At 63.9% G+C, this 16,212-nt stretch carries 13 protein-coding genes; 4 read left to right on the forward strand and 9 right to left on the reverse strand.

What is annotated here, in order from left to right; all coding sequences use genetic code 11:
• Positions 1 to 40 precede the first annotated feature (40 nt).
• A complete protein-coding gene (locus O7A05_RS00155; RefSeq protein ID WP_337090928.1) occupies positions 41 to 1,072 on the forward strand; it encodes a hydroxyacid dehydrogenase in 1,032 nt (343 codons plus the stop codon).
• Positions 1,073 to 1,233: 161 nt separating this feature from the next.
• On the opposite strand, the gene otsB is transcribed toward O7A05_RS00155, so the two are convergent.
• The 4 genes from otsB to O7A05_RS00175 form a co-directional block, all read right to left on the reverse strand.
• Positions 1,234 to 2,019, reverse strand: coding sequence for a trehalose-phosphatase (gene otsB, locus O7A05_RS00160; RefSeq protein WP_337090929.1), 786 nt, complete (start codon positions 2,017 to 2,019; stop codon positions 1,234 to 1,236).
• Positions 2,016 to 3,809 carry an alpha,alpha-trehalose-phosphate synthase (UDP-forming) gene (locus O7A05_RS00165; RefSeq protein ID WP_337090930.1) on the reverse strand — a complete coding sequence of 598 codons (1,794 nt, stop codon included), beginning with the start codon at positions 3,807 to 3,809 and terminating at the stop codon, positions 2,016 to 2,018. The genes otsB and O7A05_RS00165 overlap by 4 nt, the downstream gene beginning before the upstream one ends.
• Before the next feature lie 147 nt (positions 3,810 to 3,956).
• Entirely contained in the window at positions 3,957 to 6,119 is a 2,163-nt protein-coding gene (locus O7A05_RS00170) for an amylo-alpha-1,6-glucosidase (RefSeq protein ID WP_337090931.1), read from the reverse strand.
• Positions 6,120 to 6,270: 151 nt separating this feature from the next.
• Positions 6,271 to 7,329, reverse strand: coding sequence for a glycosyltransferase family 4 protein (locus O7A05_RS00175; RefSeq protein WP_337090932.1), 1,059 nt, complete (start codon positions 7,327 to 7,329; stop codon positions 6,271 to 6,273).
• 121 nt (positions 7,330 to 7,450) lie between these two features.
• Here O7A05_RS00175 and O7A05_RS00180 point away from each other — a divergent pair, with 121 nt between their 5' ends.
• Positions 7,451 to 7,867: a hypothetical protein gene (locus tag O7A05_RS00180; RefSeq protein ID WP_337090934.1), complete on the forward strand. Its 417-nt coding sequence runs from the start codon at positions 7,451 to 7,453 to the stop codon at positions 7,865 to 7,867.
• Here O7A05_RS00180 and O7A05_RS00185 read toward each other — a convergent pair.
• The 3 genes from O7A05_RS00185 to O7A05_RS00195 all read right to left on the reverse strand — a co-directional run bounded on the left by O7A05_RS00185 (position 7,839) and on the right by O7A05_RS00195 (position 11,143).
• Entirely contained in the window at positions 7,839 to 9,185 is a 1,347-nt protein-coding gene (locus tag O7A05_RS00185; RefSeq protein WP_337090935.1) for a PQQ-dependent sugar dehydrogenase, read from the reverse strand. The two genes, O7A05_RS00180 and O7A05_RS00185, sit on opposite strands and share 29 nt — an antisense overlap.
• On the reverse strand, positions 9,172 to 9,624 hold the full coding sequence (locus O7A05_RS00190; RefSeq protein ID WP_337090936.1) for a DUF2231 domain-containing protein: 453 nt from the start codon (positions 9,622 to 9,624) through the stop codon (positions 9,172 to 9,174). Before O7A05_RS00190 ends, O7A05_RS00185 begins: the two co-directional genes overlap by 14 nt.
• Before the next feature lie 142 nt (positions 9,625 to 9,766).
• Positions 9,767 to 11,143 carry an aspartate aminotransferase family protein gene (locus tag O7A05_RS00195; RefSeq protein ID WP_337090937.1) on the reverse strand — a complete coding sequence of 459 codons (1,377 nt, stop codon included), beginning with the start codon at positions 11,141 to 11,143 and terminating at the stop codon, positions 9,767 to 9,769.
• A 206-nt stretch (positions 11,144 to 11,349) separates the two neighbouring features.
• On the opposite strand from O7A05_RS00195, the gene O7A05_RS00200 reads away from it, so the two are divergent.
• Entirely contained in the window at positions 11,350 to 12,462 is a 1,113-nt protein-coding gene (locus O7A05_RS00200) for an NAD(P)/FAD-dependent oxidoreductase (RefSeq protein ID WP_337090938.1), read from the forward strand.
• Between the two features lies 1 nt (position 12,463).
• Here the strand turns inward: O7A05_RS00200 and fghA are convergent, their stop codons facing one another.
• Positions 12,464 to 13,297 carry an S-formylglutathione hydrolase gene (gene fghA, locus O7A05_RS00205; protein ID WP_337090939.1) on the reverse strand — a complete coding sequence of 278 codons (834 nt, stop codon included), beginning with the start codon at positions 13,295 to 13,297 and terminating at the stop codon, positions 12,464 to 12,466.
• Positions 13,298 to 13,451: 154 nt separating this feature from the next.
• On the opposite strand from fghA, the gene O7A05_RS00210 reads away from it, so the two are divergent.
• The gene (locus O7A05_RS00210; protein ID WP_337090940.1) at positions 13,452 to 14,948 is read left to right on the forward strand and encodes an aldehyde dehydrogenase family protein; all 1,497 of its coding nucleotides are present in this window, start codon (positions 13,452 to 13,454) and stop codon (positions 14,946 to 14,948) included.
• 36 nt (positions 14,949 to 14,984) lie between these two features.
• Here O7A05_RS00210 and O7A05_RS00215 read toward each other — a convergent pair whose 3' ends face one another.
• On the reverse strand, positions 14,985 to 16,049 hold the full coding sequence (locus tag O7A05_RS00215) for a maleylacetate reductase (RefSeq protein ID WP_337091414.1): 1,065 nt from the start codon (positions 16,047 to 16,049) through the stop codon (positions 14,985 to 14,987).
• Positions 16,050 to 16,212 lie beyond the last annotated feature (163 nt).

Below are 16,212 nucleotides of genomic sequence, written 5' to 3' on the forward strand. Positions count from 1 at the left end.
AAGTGATTGACGCGATCCAATCGTGTCCCGGGAGGAAAACATGTCCGACAACACCTTGCCGCTGGTGATCAGCGCACCCGAACCGCGCACGCTCGACCTGATCTTCACGCCGCCGCAACTGGCACGCCTGCGCAGCCACTATCGCATTGTCGAGACCACGCCGGAAGACGTTTCCGCCCTACCCGCCGAAACTTTGGCCGAGGCGCGTTACATCATCGGCCAACCGCCGATTTCCTCCGACACCCTGGAAAAGCTGAAGGCGCTGCGCTGCATCTTCAACGTCGAGACCAACCTCCTCAATAACATGCCCTATGAGACGCTGTTCGCGCGCGGCATCCATGTCGTCACCACCGGGCTGGTTTTTGCCGAACCTGTGGCGGAGCTTGGCCTCGCCATGGCGCTGAACCTCGCTCGCAACATTGTCGACGCCGACCTCGCTTTCCGGCAGGGCAACGAATTGTGGGGCGGCGACGGCAACCAGACCGCGCGGCTTCTCTCCGGCGCCGACGTGGGCATCATCGGCTTCGGCGATCTCGGCCGCGCGCTCAACCGCCTGCTGACCGGTTTTCGTACCCGCACCAAGGTCTATGATCCGTGGCTGCCGCCGTCGATCCTGGTCGACAATGGCGTCGAGCCGGCCTCGCTGGACGAGGTGCTGTCGCAAAGCGATTTCGTCTTCGTCGTCGCTTCCGTCACCAGCGAGAACCAGGGCTTTCTGGGTGCCGATGCCTTTGCCAGGATGCGCAAGGGCGCGGCCTTCATCCTGCTCAGCCGCGCCGGCGTCGTCGATTTCCCGGCATTGATGCAAGCGGTGAAGAGCGGCCACATCGTCGTTGCAAGCGACGTCTTCCCGGAGGAGCCGCTGGCCAAGGATCATCCCGTCCGCACTCTCCCCGGCTTCCTGCGTTCGGCGCATCGCGCCGGCGCGCTCGACATCGCCTTCAAACGCATGGGCGACATGGTGCTGGAGGACATGGACCTCATCGACCGCGGCCTGCCGCCGCTGCGCTCCAAGCGCGCCGAACGCGAGACGGTTTCGCGCATGCGCTCCAAGCCGGTCGACAGGAATTAGGGCTGGTTCGACATACCGACGCGCCAGCGCGCGCCTCAAGGCAAGTTGGCGGCCGCGTAAATCGCCACCTTCCGTGCGCGAGACGAAGAAGACCGACAAGAATGAGATCATCGCCACGATCACGGGCTGCAGCAGCAATAGCTGTGGAGCATTTGGCCGGTTTAGGCGACGAGATTGCGGCTGACCGTTGGTGCGACCGGCTCGCCGAAATTGGCTTCCAGCCAGGCAATGGCGCTCGCAACGTCCTCGATGACGAAGCGGGCAGCCGTCTCGCCCTGCGGCTTGACGCGGATCGAGATCCCGCCCGCGGCATTGACCGTGTCGAAGCCGTTCTCGTCGGACGTGTCGTCGCCGAGGAACACCGGGCGCCTGCCGGTGAAAGGATCGAGCTGCATGAAGCGGCGGATCGCGGCGCCCTTGGCGGCTTCGAGCGGCATCAGCTCGACGCCGGCATTGCCGGCGATCACGCGGTAGCCCTGCGGCAAGCGCGCGAGCGCTGCCTCGACCAGCTCCGTCGCCCGCGCCAGAAGCTGCGGCGCGGCCCTTGTGTGGATGGCGAGCACCGGGCCCTTGCGCTCGACATAGACGGCCTTGCTTGCCAGCTCCAGTTCGATCTCGTCGGCAAGTGCCGCCATATCCGCCGGTTCGTCGGCGGCTTCGATCTTTCCGTCCGGCCGAAGTCTGTGCTCCAGCCCGTAGAGGCCGGCAATCCGCAGTTTCAACGGATCGAACAGATGGTCGACGGCTGCTATCGAGCGGCCGGTGATGAAGGCGAGTGCGCCATCGAGCCGTCGCTCGATCCGCTCCAGAAGAACGCGCAACTCCTGGCTGACCGAGACGGCGTCGGGATGCGCCGCGTGCTCCAGCAAGGTCCCGTCGATATCGAGGAAAAGCGCCCACCGGCCTTCGGGAAGCGGTGGGGTAAGGCCTGCCTGACTATTATTCATCGGAATCCGACTGCCTGTTTGCGTTCGAACATGGAAACGACATTGTCGCCGGTGACGCCTGCCGGCCGGTCGTACAAGGCGGTGACCCGGTCGAGCTCGCCGCGTTTTCTCAGCCGCGCCGCGTCGAGCAGCATGCTGCCGGCCCAGCGAAAGACATTGTTGTCGCGCACGATCTCGCGCATGCGCCGCATGCGCTCGTGCTGCTCGTCTGGCCCCATGATCAGCGCCTGCAGCATCGCCTCGCTCATCATCGCCGCGTCGTAAGGGTTGACGATCAGCGCCTCCAGCAGCTCGCGCGAGGCGCCGGCGAAGGTGCTGAGCAAAAGCACGCCCTGCTCGTCATCGCGCGAGGCGACGAACTCCTTGGCGACAAGGTTCATGCCGTCATGCAGGCTGGTGACCAGGCAGATGTCGGCGGCGCGATAGAGTTCATAGACCGCAGCCTGCGAATGGTGCTCGGCCACCATGACCACCGGCCGGTAGGATTGGCTGCCGTAGCGCTGATTGAGCTCCTCGGCACGGCGCAGACATTCCTCGTGCAGCTGTTTGTAGGCCGGCAACGTACCCCGGCTCGGCGCCGCGACCTGCAGGAACACGACTTTACCCACCATTTCAGGATGGCGAATGAATAACTCCTCCAGCGCGTGGAAGCGATCGAGGATGCCCTTGGTGTAATCGAGACGCTCCACACCGACGCACAGCTTGGCGCCGGCTGGAATCCTGAACCGCTTTCGAACGCGCATCCGGCATTCCTCGACGCTGGGCAGGGCGTTCAGGAGATCGACCGGCCATTCGATCGAAATCGGATAGGAATGCACCAGCGTCACCTGGCCGCCATAGGAAATGGCGGCATCGGCACGCTCGATGCGGCTTTCCATGAAGCGGTCGACGCTCTCGGTGAAGTTGTTGGCGTGGAACTGGGTGTGGAAGCCCACGATCGAACTGCCAAGCAGGCCGTCGAGGATGCGCTCGCGCCACGGGCATATGCTGAACACTTCCGAATTCGGCCAGGGGATATGCCAGAAGGTGATGACGATCGCCTCGGGCAGGCGCTCGCGGATCATGCGCGGCAAAAGCGCGAAGTGATAGTCCTGGACGAGCACGATCGGCCGCTCGTTGCGAGCCTCGGCAACCACCGTCTCGGCGAATTTGCGGTTGACGGCTTCATAGGCCTCCCAGTCCGACTCGCGAAAAATCGGCCGCGTGAAGGCGATATGACAGAGCGGCCACAGGCCTTCATTGGCGAAGCCGAGATAATAACCTTGATACTCATCCTCATTGAGCCAGACACGGCGCAGCGTGTAGGAGGGATGGCCAGGCGGCACTTGCACGCGGTCGTTTCCATCGACCACCGTCCGGTCGGCGGTGCCGCCGCCATAGGCGATCCAGGTGCCAGCGCAGGCACGCGTGATCGGCTCCAGGGCCGAGACCAGTCCGCTCGCCGGCACGACAAGTTCGACGCCGCCATCATTCGTCTCATTGTGGATATAGGGTTCGCGATTGGACACGACGATCACCTGCGCTCCCGGCAACTCGTCGGCGAGGATCTTGCGCAGCGTGTCAGGCGACCACGTCACCAAAGCCGCGTCGACCGACTGCCCGTTCTTCTCGAATTCGCGCAGCACCTTTCGCGCCGCCTCGGTGGCAAAGTCGTCGCCGGAACCCGCCATGGCCGAGGCCCTGGGGTGATTGCGACGGTACCGGGATATCGAAATGAAAATCGCTAGTGCGGATAATCCGAGGCTTGCGAGAATAAGGACCAGTAACAGGTCGACGCCATATTGTGTCATTGAAATGCCAGGTTGCCTCCGGCCATACATTCATTGTTTTCGTTCTTGCCGGCCGCGGAGGGGCAAGCCGGGTCACGTTTGCAACGCGCAAACCAGCGATCAGTTCCGACTTTTCCGATTGTTGAAGGCGGGGTCGCAGTGCTTCATTTACGTGCGCACGATGAGCGGCACCTGGCCCTCGTGCCGGTCGGGTAGGAAGGCGGCGACGCGGTCACCAACCCGTTGGAAGGTGAGGTCGATCGCCTTTTCGCCGACGGTCAGATGCCTGATCGTGAGAGTATCGATGCCGATCGGCAGCCTCGGTCGCGTGACATGCAATTCACCCTCCCAGCCATCGATTTCCAGACCCAGGCATGCCTGCATCAGCATGAAAGTGGAGCCGGCCGACCAGGCTTGTGGCAGGCAGGCGACAGGATAGGCGATGGGCGCCTCGCCGGGCGCCCGGGCGAAACCGCAGAACAGTTCCGGAAGCCGCATGTTGAAATGCACGGCCGACTCGAACGTACCACTCATCAGCCGCACCACGCTGTCGCGCTCGCCGTAACGCGCAAGGCCCACGCCGCAAAGCGCCGTATCATGCGGCCAGATCGAGCCATTATGGTAGGACATCGGGTTGAAGAACACCGCATCGTCGGCGAGCGTCCGCAGCCCCCAGCCGGAATGGAAGGAGGCCGACAGCAGTTGGTCGGCGATCAGCCTGGCGCGCTCGGGCTGCGGCAGCCCGACGAAAAGCAGGTGCCCGGCATTTGACGTTCGGATCTTGCAGGGCTGACCGTCGCCGTCGATGGCCAAGGCGTAGAAGTTCATATCGTCCAGCCAGAAGTCGCGTTCCACCGCGACCCGCATTTCCTCGGCGCGGCCTTCCCAGTGCTCGGCGTCCGCGAATTCGCCGCGGCGGCGTGCGAGCGCCGCCATGCCGCGGAAGGCGGCAAAGACATAGCCCTGCACCTCGACCAGCGCGATCGGTCCTTTGGGGATGCGGCCATCGGCGTGAAAGACAGAATCGAAACTGTCCTTCCAGCCCTGGTTGGCGAGGCCTGACTCGGCGGCGCGCTGGTAAGTGACGAAACCGGTGGCGCGGCGCGCCTCCTCCATCCATTCGGCAGCGGCCTTCAGCGAAGGCCAAAGCTTGTCGATGAAGGCCATGTCGCCGGTGCGGTCTGCATAGGCGGAAGCCAGATGGATGTAGAGCGGCGTTGTGTCGACGCCTCCGTAATAGCGGCCGAAAGGAAGTTCGCGCAGCGCCGCCATCTCGCCCTTACGTGTCTCATGCATGATCTTGCCGGGCTGCGAATCCGAAAAGGGCGACGTTTCGGTCGCCTGGTGCTCGGCCAGGAAAGCAAGCACCCCGCGCGCCAGGCCGGGATTGAGCCAAAGCATCTGCAGGCTCGAGATCACGCCGTCGCGGCCGAACGCCGTCGAGAACCACGGGATGCCGGCATAGGGATAGGGGCCGGTCGGAAGCTCGGTGGTAAGCAGCGCGACATCGGCGCGGGCGCGCTCGACCCAATCGTTGAAGACGCGGCCCGAGCTGTGCACGGTGGCGCCATGCCTGCGCTTGGCGCGCATGCCGAAGCGGGCACGTGCCGCCGCGGCGCGGAAACGGTCGCGATTGGGAGTCTCCGAAGCTTCCGGGCCGACTTCGACATAAAGTACTTTGCTGCTGCGCTTGGTCACCGCGATCAGGAAATCGGCGCGGTTGTCGCTTAATTTGTCGGGAGCCTGCGAAAAGGCGATCACGGAAAGCCTCGGCAGACCGTCGAGGCCGTCATAGCCGAGCAGCGCCGAGGTCTTGTCGGTCTTGATGACATGCGTCGTGCCGCGCTTCACCCGCGTCGAGCCGCGCACCTCGAACATGTCGCGAAAGTCGGCGGCAAAATGCAGCGAGACGGTGATGGTTGAATGCTCGCGGCTATAGTTGGAAAGCGTGATGCGCTCGAACAGCCTGTCCTGCCAGAGGAGCCTGAGGCGTTCGATATGGATTGCACCCTGCGGGAGATCGCGGCCTGCGGCAGTCTGGATCGGCAGGTTGGTGAGGTTCGACGTGAACAGCACATTATCCTGGCTGAGCGAGGCTCCGAGCAGCGACATCGGCCTGCCGCCGACAGTCAGCCGGAATTCGGAAAGCACGCGGGTGTCGTCGCGAAAGAAGCCGTCCCCCGCCCCTCTGATGTCGCCATAGGCGTCGGCGACGGCAAAGCAGTCGCCCTGCTTGAGGGCAAAAAGCCGGTGCGGTTCGCGTGGCGCGATCTCGTCGAGCGAAGAAAGGGCTACGGCAGGATCGAGCTTGCGCTCGTCGAGCTCCGTCATTCGTCACCTCTTCGTTTTGCCCCGCCCTAGAGCATGATGCCGAAAAGTGTGAACCGGTTTTCGGACGATATCATGCTCTATCTTTGATTTAGAGCCGGATTTAGGTCCCAGGTCGACCGGACCTGAAATCATCCGCCCCAAGGCATAAAGATCAGGAGGCCTTCGCCTCCGGCGTGCCGGTCAGACGCATATAGGCAGCAAGATAGTCGCTTGCCATTCTTGTCGCCGAGAACCTTTTCTCGAAGACCGTCCTCACCTGCCGCCGGTCGAGATCGAGAAGCGCGGGTATCGACGCGGCTGCAGCGTCCACACTGTCGACGACGAAGCCGGTGATGCCATCGTCGACGATCTCCGGCAAGGCGCCCTGGTCCCAGGCAATCACCGGCGTGCCGCACGCCATGGCCTCGATTGCGACGAGGCCGAACGGCTCCGGCCAGTCGATGGGGAACAGCAGGCCCGCCGCATTGCCGAGAAACCCGGCCTTCTCATCTTCGGTGATTTCGCCGACATAGTCGATGCGGTCGCCATCGATGAGCGCCTCGATGTTGTCGCGGAAATAGGCGCGGTCGTCGTCGCCGATCTTGGCCGCCAGCTTCAGCTTCAATCCGGACCGACGCGCGATCTCGATGGCGCGGTCCGGCCGCTTGTCGCGCGACAGGCGTCCGAGGAAGGCGAGATATGGTTCTTCCGCCTGCGGCTCATAAGTCGGTTGGTAGGCGTCGAGCGGCAGTCCGTGATGAATGGTAGCCAGCCAGTTCGCGTCCGGCAGGCCGCGCTTCTGGCTATACGAAATCGAGATCATCGGAAAACGCGGAAAGCATTTATAGGCCGGCGCCAGATCCACATAATCGAGCCGGCCATGCGGCGTCGTCACCGTACGCCCCGCGATCTCTTCGAAGAAAGGAAAATGCAGGAAGTGGCTGAGATGGAAATGGATCACGTCGAACTCGCCGGCGCGCTTGCGCACATCGGCAAGCATCGCCAGATGCGCGGCGATCTCCGATTTCTTCGGCCGCGGATCGAGGCGTATCGCCTGGTCGCGTCCAGGCACCAGCCGCGCCGACGTCTCGCTGTCGCCGCTCGCGAACAAAGTCACATCATGTCCGAGTTCGACCAATGCTTCGGTGATGTAGAAGACGATCCTCTCCGTCCCACCATAGAGTTTCGGCGGCACGGATTCGTAGAGCGGCGCGACATGGGCAATGCGCATTGGGTCCCTCGGCTGTTGACGCGAGGCAAAATGCGTCAGCCGCGAGATCGTTCCTGCCCAATTGGCCGCGGGCTCGGTTGAAGTCCGTTCGACAGGGATGACAAGTCGGGAGGATTCACCCTTGCCGAGCACTGCGCTCGACGCCGAGCGCAGTGCAGGAGGCGGCCTGGCTATTACGCCCGGATGCAACACTGAAAGGCGCGCGGCCAACCGGCCGTCCCTACTCTATCAATCCCGACGGCGGCATTCGATCGGCCTGCAGCTCGACCATCAGCTTGCCGTGGGCGTCGTGACCGACCTCTCCGGCACGATGCGAACCCGCATCGAGAAAAATGTCGACCGCCCTACGCCTGTGGAGGCCATGCCGCTGCTTGCCGCCATCTCAAGCGAGCTGATCGCGACCTCTCGGCTCGATCACGCTGATGTGCCTGCGCGAACGCAGCGGCGGCAAGCCCGTGCGCGCCTTCCTCGACATGGCCCGCTCGATGTCGGAGGATTGAGCCCGGGTGTTACGTGGATCCGGGTGCCGCCGCGGTGACCCGCCACACCGTGTTGCCGACATCGTCGGCAATCAGCAGCGCACCGGACTTGTCGACGGCAACGCCGACCGGACGGCCCCTTGCCTCACCCTTGTCGTTGAGGAAGCCGGTGACGACATCCTGCGCCTTGCCGTTCGGATGCCCGCCGCTGAACGGCACGAAGATCACCTTGTAACCATTGAACCGGGAGCGGTTCCAGCTGCCATGCTCGCCGACAAAGGCGCCGCCGCGATAGGATTGCGGCAGGTTGTTCGCGGTGTAGAAAGCAAGCCCGAGCGGCGCGACGTGCGAGCTCAGCGCGTAGTCCGGCGGGACGGCTTTCGCCACCATGTCCGGCCGCTGCGGCATCACGCGCGGATCGACATGCTGGCCATAGTAGCTGTAGGGCCAGCCATAGAAGGCGCCGTCCTTGACCGACGTCATGTAGTCCGGCACCAGGTTCGGCCCGAGCTCGTCGCGCTCGTTGACCACCGTCCAAAGCGCCTTGCTTTCAGGTTCGAACGACAGGCCATTGGGATTGCGCAGCCCGCTGGCAAAGATGCGTTTGCGGCCGGTGGCGCGGTCTACCTCCCAAATTGCCGCGCGGTCCTTCTCGGCCTCGATGCCGTTCTCGGTGATGTTGGAGTTCGAACCGACGCCGACATAGAGCAGCGAGCCGTCCGGGCTCGCCACCAGGCTCTTCGTCCAATGGTGATCGATAGGACCGCCCGGCAGTTCAGTCAGCACCTTGCCCGGCGCCGTGATCTTCGTATCGCCCGGCTGATAGGGATAGCGTACGATGGCATCGGTATTGGCGACATAGAAGTCGTTGCCGACCAGCGCCACGCCGAAGGGCGCGTTGAGATGGTCGAGGAACACGCCCTGGTAATCCGGCCTGCCGTCGCCATTGGTGTCGCGCAAGAGCGTGATGCGGTTGCTCGGGCCGGTGTCGCCGCCGGAGGTGACCCAGCTTTCGACCAAGCCCATGACGATGTCCTTCGGCCGCTTGACCGATGCTTCGTTCGGCGCCTTGGACTCCACCACCAGGATGTCGCCATTGGGCAGCACGTAAACCGAGCGCGGATGCTGGAGCCCCTTGGCCATCGCCTCGATCTGCAGGCCTTGCGCGACGGTCGGCTTTTCATCGTTTTTCCAGCCGACCACGGAGGCTAGATGCATCGGCGGGAACAGGTATTGCTTTATCTCCGGCAGTTTCGGATTTGGGCCGATCTGCGTGTTCGGGTCGGTGTTGTCGTCGCTGCAGCCGGCAACGCCCAGGATGATTGCGCAGCAAAGCGCCGCGGTCGTCCATTTGATTACGCTGTCAAGTCGTCTCATCGGCCACTCCTACATGATGGCGATAGACCAGCGCCCAGCCAAGCCAGCCCGTGAAGATCAGGATGACCACCACCAGCGCCGACAAGATCAGCCCGGTCGGCACGACGGACGTCCAGGCGTCGCGCGTGTGGACGAGCATGTTGAAGAAGGACAGCACGAGCACGATGAGGTTACCCGCCATGTGCAGCCATGCAGTCGGCTGAGCACGTATCCTGCGGTCCCCAAGAAAGTCGGTAAGCCCTGCAATGGCGGCCAAAATGGCGACAATGACACCCACGGTCAGGAGCCAGGCCGAGAAATTGGCCCAGGTCATTTCGGCTGTCCGCCAATAGGCGATATCGGTGAGCAAGGTCCCGACGAAACAGGCGATCGGGATGGTGACGAGCATGGGGTGAATGGGATGGCCGGCTATGCTTGCCGTGGATCGCGGATTGTCCATGCGGAAGCTCCTTTCCGCGCTGTTGCGTGGATGTAACAGCGCGAAAAGGCGAATGTTCCGTCGGAAAATCTAGCCCTCACCAGAAGGTGAACGAACCGGTTGCCAGCCCAAGCTACCGCTGGCTAGGCCTTCGGAGCCTCCGTCAGCTCCGCGGGTGAACCTGCGGCAGGGCGGCGTCGAGTGATCGCTCGAAAGCATCGACCAAGGCGTCGACCTGCGCCTCGGTGATGATCAGCGGCGGACAGAAGGCGATCGCATCGCCCATGTTGCGCGAGATGACGCCGTTCTGCTGCAGGAAGCCGTTGACCAGCGCGCCGAGCGCCGCCGGCTTGCCCCAAGCCGCTTTGGTTGACTTGTCGGCGACGAGCTCGACGGCGGCGATGAGACCGACGCCGCGCACCTCGCCCACCAGCGGATGCGAGGCGAGTTGGCGCAACCGCGCCTGCAGATGCGCGCCGACCTTGCGCGCATTGCCGACGAGGTCGCGCTCCTCGATCAGCTTGATGTTCTCCAGCGCGACGGCCGCGGCGACCGGATGACCGCCGCCGGTGAAGCCGTGGCCGAAGGTGCCAATGCGGTCGCTCTCGTCGGCGATCGGCTCGAACACACGATCGTTGATCAGCAGCGCCGAGATCGGCAGGTAGGAGGACGAGATCTGCTTCGACAGCACCATGATGTCGGGCTTGATGCCGAAGGTCTGCGAGCCGAACATCTCGCCGGTGCGGCCGAACCCGCAGATCACCTCGTCGGCCACCAGCAGGATGTCGTGTTTCGCCAGCACCGCCTGGATCTTTTCCCAATAGCCGGCAGGCGGCACGACGACGCCGCCGGCGCCCATGATCGGCTCGCCGATGAAGGCGGCGATCGTTTCAGGCCCCTCGGCGAGGATGAGCTTTTCAAGATCGTCGGCGAGCCGCGCGGAAAACTGTTCCTCGCTCTCGCCGGCCTCCGCGTCGCGCCAGTGATGCGGCGTCGATGTGTGCAGGATATTGGCGATCGGCAGGTCGAAGGAGAGATGGTTGTTGGGCAGACCGGTCAGGCTCGCCGAGGCGATGGTGACGCCATGATAGCCGCGCTTGCGGCTGATGATCTTCTTGCGCGCCGGCTGTCCAAGCGCGTTCGACCGATACCAGATCATCTTGATCGCGGTGTCGTTGGCCTCGGAGCCGGAATTGGTGAAATAGGCCTTGCTCATCGGCACCGGCACCATCTGCACCAGCTTCTCCGCAAGATCGATCAGCGGCGAATGCGCCTTGGAGCCGAAGTCGTGATAGAAGGGCAGCTTCGACATCTGTTTTGTCGCCGCTTCGACCAGTCGCTTTTCGGAAAAACCGACGGCGACGCTCCACAGGCCTGCCATCGCCTCGATGTAGCGGTTGCCGGCGATGTCCTCGACATAGATGCCGTCGCCCTTTTCGATGATCAGCGGGCCGGTTTCCTGATGCCTGCGGGCGTTGGTATAGCCATGCATGTGATAGCGGATGTCGCGGGCTTCAGGGGAATTCGGTGTGGCGTCCATCGTGGTGGCTCCTGTCTACAGGCGTCCAAAGCGGAAATAGGACCGCCTCTCTGGTTGAGAAGTCCGAAGGATTCCGCCTTGCATTATGTCGGTTGATGCCTCATCGCGCTGGCTGATCGCAAGAGCCGCGATGTTGGGATCGATAGCGCCAACAAGCCTCCGCCTGTCTCGGCAATGATATACAGGACGCGCAGCAGGATTAGGACATGGAACAGATCGATTGCATCATCGCGGGCGCCGGCGTGATCGGTCTGGCGATCGCGCGCAAATTGGCGGCGCTTGGCCTCGAAACCTTAATCGTCGAAGCGGCGGACGCCATCGGCACCGAAACGAGTTCGCGCAACTCCGAAGTCATCCACGCCGGCATCCATTACCCGCAGGGTTCGCTGAAAGCCCGGCTCTGCCTACCGGGACGCGACATGCTCTACCGCTACTGCGCCGAACGTTCGATCCCGCACCGCCGCACCGGCAAGCTGATCGTCGCGACCGACGAGACGCAGGAACCGATGCTGGCCGCCATTCGAGCCAACGCTAATGCCTGCGGTGTCGATGACCTACGCTTCCTGACCGCCCAGGAGGCGCAAGCGCTGGAGCCTGCTCTCCACTGCACGTCGGCACTGCTCTCGCCCTCGACCGGCACTGTCGACAGCCACGAGCTGATGCTCGCCCTGCTCGGTGATGCCGAGGAAAGCGGCGCAATGCTCTCGCTCAATACCCGCATCGTCTCCGGCCGCGTCGAGGCCGGCGGCATCGTGCTGCGGACGATGGATTCGGCAAGCGGCGCAGAGTTCGAGATCGCCGCATCGCGTTTCATCAACGCGGCCGGCCTCGGCGCGGTCGCGCTCGCCGGCTCGCTCGAAGGCTTCGGCCGGCAATTCCTGCCGGCGCTTCGCTACGCCAAAGGCAATTATTTCTCGATTGCCGGGCGGGCGCCGTTTTCACATCTTGTCTATCCCGTGCCCGAGCCCGGCGGACTCGGCGTCCATCTGACCCTCGACCTTGCCGGCACCGCCCGTTTCGGGCCTGATGTCGAGTGGACGGACACAATCGACTATCGCGTCGATCCCTCGCGCGGCGAGCGGTTCTATGCCGAAATCCGCAAATACTGGCCCGATCTGGCTGACGACAGCCTGCAGGCTGGCTATAGCGGCATCCGGCCGAAATTGTCAGGCCCGGGCTACGCCAACAGCGACTTCGTGATCCAGGATGCCGCGACGCACGGCATCGACGGGCTGGTCAACCTCTTCGGCATCGAAAGTCCCGGCCTGACCTCCAGCCTGGCGATCGCCGACCATGTGACCCGCCTCGTCACGTCGTAGATTACGCAAGCCTCGCGGCATGCCACTTCAGGTGATCGTCCATGAAGGTCGAGATGAAGTTGTAGGAATGATCGTAGCCTTCCTGCATGCGCAGGGTGAGGTCGATGCCCGCCTTCTTGCAGGCCTCTTGGAGCAGCCATGGACGAAGACCGTCCTCGAGGAAGCCGTCCGCCGCGCCCTGGTCGACGAGGAATTCCGTATACCGCTTGCCGTCCTCGATCAGCAGCGTCGCGTCATAGGCGCGCCAGCTCTTTTCGTCCGCTCCGAGATACTTCTCGAATGCCGGCCGCGACCAGCCGGCCGTCGACGGCTGCACGATCGGCGCGAAGGCCGAGCAGCTCCGGTAGCGCTCGGGATTTTTGAGCGCGATCGTCAGCGCGCCATGTCCGCCCATCGAATGGCCGAAGATCGCCTGGCGTGACATGTCGACCGGAAAATTGGCGCCGACGAGCGCCGGTAATTCCTCGGCGATATAGGAGTACATCCGGTAGTTCTTCGCATAAGGCTCTTGCGTCGCATCGAGGTAGAAGCCGGCGCCGCAGCCGAACTGCCAATTGTTCTTCTCGTCCGGAACGTCGGGTCCGCGCGGGCTGGTGTCGGGACACACGATGATCAGCCCGAGCTCGGATGCCGCCCGCCGGTACTCGCCCTTGTCCATGACATTTGCGTGCGTGCAGGTAAGGCCCGACAGGTACCACAGGACCGGGAGCCGTCCATCCTTGGCCTGCGGCGGCACGAACACCGCAAAGGTCATGTCGCAGGCGCAGACTTCGGAAGCGTGCGAATAGACGCCCTGGATTCCGCCATGCGATTTCGATATGGAAACGACCTTCATCGGTTCTGCCTTTCGTCAGGAATCTCGATCCGGCATAATCGCCGGTCGGGACTTGCGCAACCTTCGCCACATCTGAACGACCTTTTAGCTTTCCTTGTTTGAGCTCGCCGGCAGCGGGAGTAATAGTCGCTTCGGATTTCGTGAGGAGGAGACGATGACGCTGAACTTCGACCCGAGGGCGAAGGCCGCCACGCTCTACCATGGCGAATTCCGGCCGATGTTCATCGGCGGCAAGTGGGTCGCGGCGCAATCCGGTGAAGAAATGCAGGCGCTGAACCCGGCGACGGGCGAAGTGCTGGCCACCGTGCCGCGCGGCGGAGCCTCGGATATCGACGCTGCAGTGGCCGCGGCGCGCGCGGCCTTCGAAGGCCCATGGTCGAAATTCTCGCCTTACGAGCGGCAATGCGTGCTTCTGCGGATCGCCGACCTGTTCGAGAAGCATTGGGAAGAGCTCAGCGTCTCCGACACGCTCGATATGGGATTGCCGATCACCCGCACGCTGGCCAACCGGCGCCGGGTCATCGGCATGCTGCGCTTCTATGGCGGCATGGCGACCGCGCTGCACGGCGAGGCGATCGACAATTCCATACCCGGCGAGATCGTCACCTTCACCCGGCGCGAGCCCGTCGGCGTCGTCGGCGCGATCATCCCGTGGAATGCGCCCACCGCCGCCTCGATCTGGAAGATCGCGCCGGCTCTCGCCACCGGCTGCACGGTCGTCCTGAAGCCGTCGGAGGAAGCGTCGCTGACGCCGCTGCTGATCGCCAAGTTGATGCAGGAAGCCGGCGTCCCCGACGGCGTCGTCAACATCGTCACCGGGACGGGCGCCGAGGCCGGCTCGCGGCTTGCCGAGCACCCGGACGTCAACAAGATTGTCTTCACCGGCTCGACGCTGACCGGCCAGACGATCGCCCGCGCCGGCGTCACCAACCTCAAGCGCGTTTCGCTGGAGCTCGGCGGCAAGTCGCCGATCATCGTCTGCCGCGACGCCGATATCGACAAGGCCGTGCCGGTCGCGGCGATGGCGGTGTTCGTGCATTCCGGTCAGATCTGCATTGCCGGCTCACGCCTGTTCGTGGCGCGCGAGATCCATGACGAGTTCGTGCGCCGGGTCGCCGAGTTTGCCGGCAAGCTTCGCATCGGCCACGGCATCGAGGCGGAGACCGAAATCGGGCCGCTGATCAATGCAAGGCAGGCCGGCAAGGTGGAAGGCTACATCAAGGCGGGCAGCGACGAAGGCGCCAAACTGGTCGCCGGCGGCTCAAGGCTGACGGGCGAGCTCTATGACGGCGGCAATTTTATCGCCCCGACCGTCTTCGGCGCGGTCTCTGACAAGATGACCATCGCGCGCGAAGAAATCTTCGGGCCGGTCATCCCGGCCCTGCCCTTCGACACGCTGGATGAGGTTGTCGCGCGCGCCAACGCAACGCCTTACGGCCTTGCGGCAGGCATCTTCACCACCACTCTCGGCACCGCGCACAAGCTCGCGCGCCGCGTCAAGGCCGGCTCGATCTGGGTCAACATGTACCATGCGATCGACCCGGCCGTGCCGTTCGGCGGCATGAAGATGTCCGGCTACGGCCGCGAGGGCGGCATCGAGCATCTGCATGAATATCTGGAGACGAAAGCTGTCTGGATCCAGACAGATTGATTTTCAGGTGGAGGCCGGCCTGCGACGCTCGGTTTCTCAGGCCTGCGGCGGCTCGCCGGCATAGGCGCGCGCGATGAGAGCCCGGATCGGCTCCCGCTCCAGCGCCCGCGGATTCCAGTACGGATTGGCCAGCGCACGGTCCGTGGCGATGTCGATCCCGTCTGGCGGCATTCCAATCTGCGACAGAGCGCGCTTAGCGCCGATCCGGCCGGCGAGATCGTAGAGAGCCATGGCAGGATCGTCCGCCTTCAGCACGGCCCGCAGGGTTTCCATGGCGGCCGGAACGGCGGGGGCGTTGTAGGCCAGCGCATGCGGCAGCACGATCGCATGGGTCGCCGCATGCGGCAGATCGAAACTGCCGCCGAGCGTGTGGCACAGCTTGTGGTGCAGCGCCATGCCGACCGAGCCGAGGCAGATGCCGCAGAGCCAGGCGCCGTAGAGCGCCTCGGAGCGCGCGTCGCGGTCATGCGGGCTCCCGGCGATGACCGGCAAGGCTCGCACCAGCGCGCCGATGGCCTCAACGGCCATCAGGTTTATCACCGGGTTGCTTTCTCTTGCATAGAGCGCCTCGACCGCATGGGCGATGGCGTTCATGCCGCTCGTTCCCGACAACGCGGCAGGAAGCGTCATCGTCAGGTCGACATCGTAGATCACCACTTCCGGCAACACCTTCGGGCTAGACTGGGTGACCTTCACGCCATCCTTCGTCTCGCCGAGGATCGGCGTCATCTCCGAGCCGGCATAGGTCGTGGGCATCACGATCTGCGGCAGGTCGGTGCGCAAGGCGATCGCCTTGGCGAGGCCCGTCGTGGAGCCGCCGCCGACCGCAACCAGCCCGTCGACCTGGAGCTCCGCCACGACCCGCAGCGCGTCCTCGGTCACCGACACGGGCGTGTGCATCGTCGCCCCGGCAAAGATCCCGGCCGCCACGCCGCCGAGCGATCCGGCAAGACGCCGCGCATCGGCCTCATGCGGCGGCGTTGCCAGCACGAGCACGCGTTTCAGCCCCAGCCGATCAATCTCCTCCGGCAGCCGGGCAATGGTGCCCGATCCGAATACGACGCGTGCCGGCTGGCCGTTATAGACGAAGCTTTTCATCAGGCCCCTCCCCGTCAGGTCCGCTTGTAGGCACACAGCAGGTGGACGGCAACGAGCAAGATAGTCCTCCCGGGCAGGCGCAACGCTTCACCGATCGTCGCGAAATTCTACTCCTCCCCGTTGGAACTTAAATCGACTCCTGTCGAACAGGCCGGTTAATTAGTCC

Origin of the sequence: Mesorhizobium argentiipisi (SeqCode) (assembly GCF_037179585.1) — a bacterium.
GTDB lineage: Bacteria > Pseudomonadota > Alphaproteobacteria > Rhizobiales > Rhizobiaceae > Mesorhizobium > Mesorhizobium argentiipisi.

Coding starts and splice junctions, on each gene's coding strand:
- O7A05_RS00170 (WP_337090931.1), bottom strand. CDS start 6,119: ATGACGGAGCTCGACGAGCGCAAGCTCGATCCTGCCGTAGCCCTTTCT.
- fghA (WP_337090939.1), bottom strand. CDS start 13,297: ATGAAGGTCGTTTCCATATCGAAATCGCATGGCGGAATCCAGGGCGTC.
- O7A05_RS00195 (WP_337090937.1), bottom strand. CDS start 11,143: ATGGACGCCACACCGAATTCCCCTGAAGCCCGCGACATCCGCTATCAC.
- O7A05_RS00175 (WP_337090932.1), bottom strand. CDS start 7,329: ATGCGCATTGCCCATGTCGCGCCGCTCTACGAATCCGTGCCGCCGAAA.
- O7A05_RS00185 (WP_337090935.1), bottom strand. CDS start 9,185: ATGAGACGACTTGACAGCGTAATCAAATGGACGACCGCGGCGCTTTGC.
- O7A05_RS00190 (WP_337090936.1), bottom strand. CDS start 9,624: ATGGACAATCCGCGATCCACGGCAAGCATAGCCGGCCATCCCATTCAC.
- O7A05_RS00155 (WP_337090928.1), top strand. CDS start 41: ATGTCCGACAACACCTTGCCGCTGGTGATCAGCGCACCCGAACCGCGC.
- O7A05_RS00210 (WP_337090940.1), top strand. CDS start 13,452: ATGACGCTGAACTTCGACCCGAGGGCGAAGGCCGCCACGCTCTACCAT.
- otsB (WP_337090929.1), bottom strand. CDS start 2,019: ATGAATAATAGTCAGGCAGGCCTTACCCCACCGCTTCCCGAAGGCCGG.
- O7A05_RS00200 (WP_337090938.1), top strand. CDS start 11,350: ATGGAACAGATCGATTGCATCATCGCGGGCGCCGGCGTGATCGGTCTG.
- O7A05_RS00165 (WP_337090930.1), bottom strand. CDS start 3,809: ATGACACAATATGGCGTCGACCTGTTACTGGTCCTTATTCTCGCAAGC.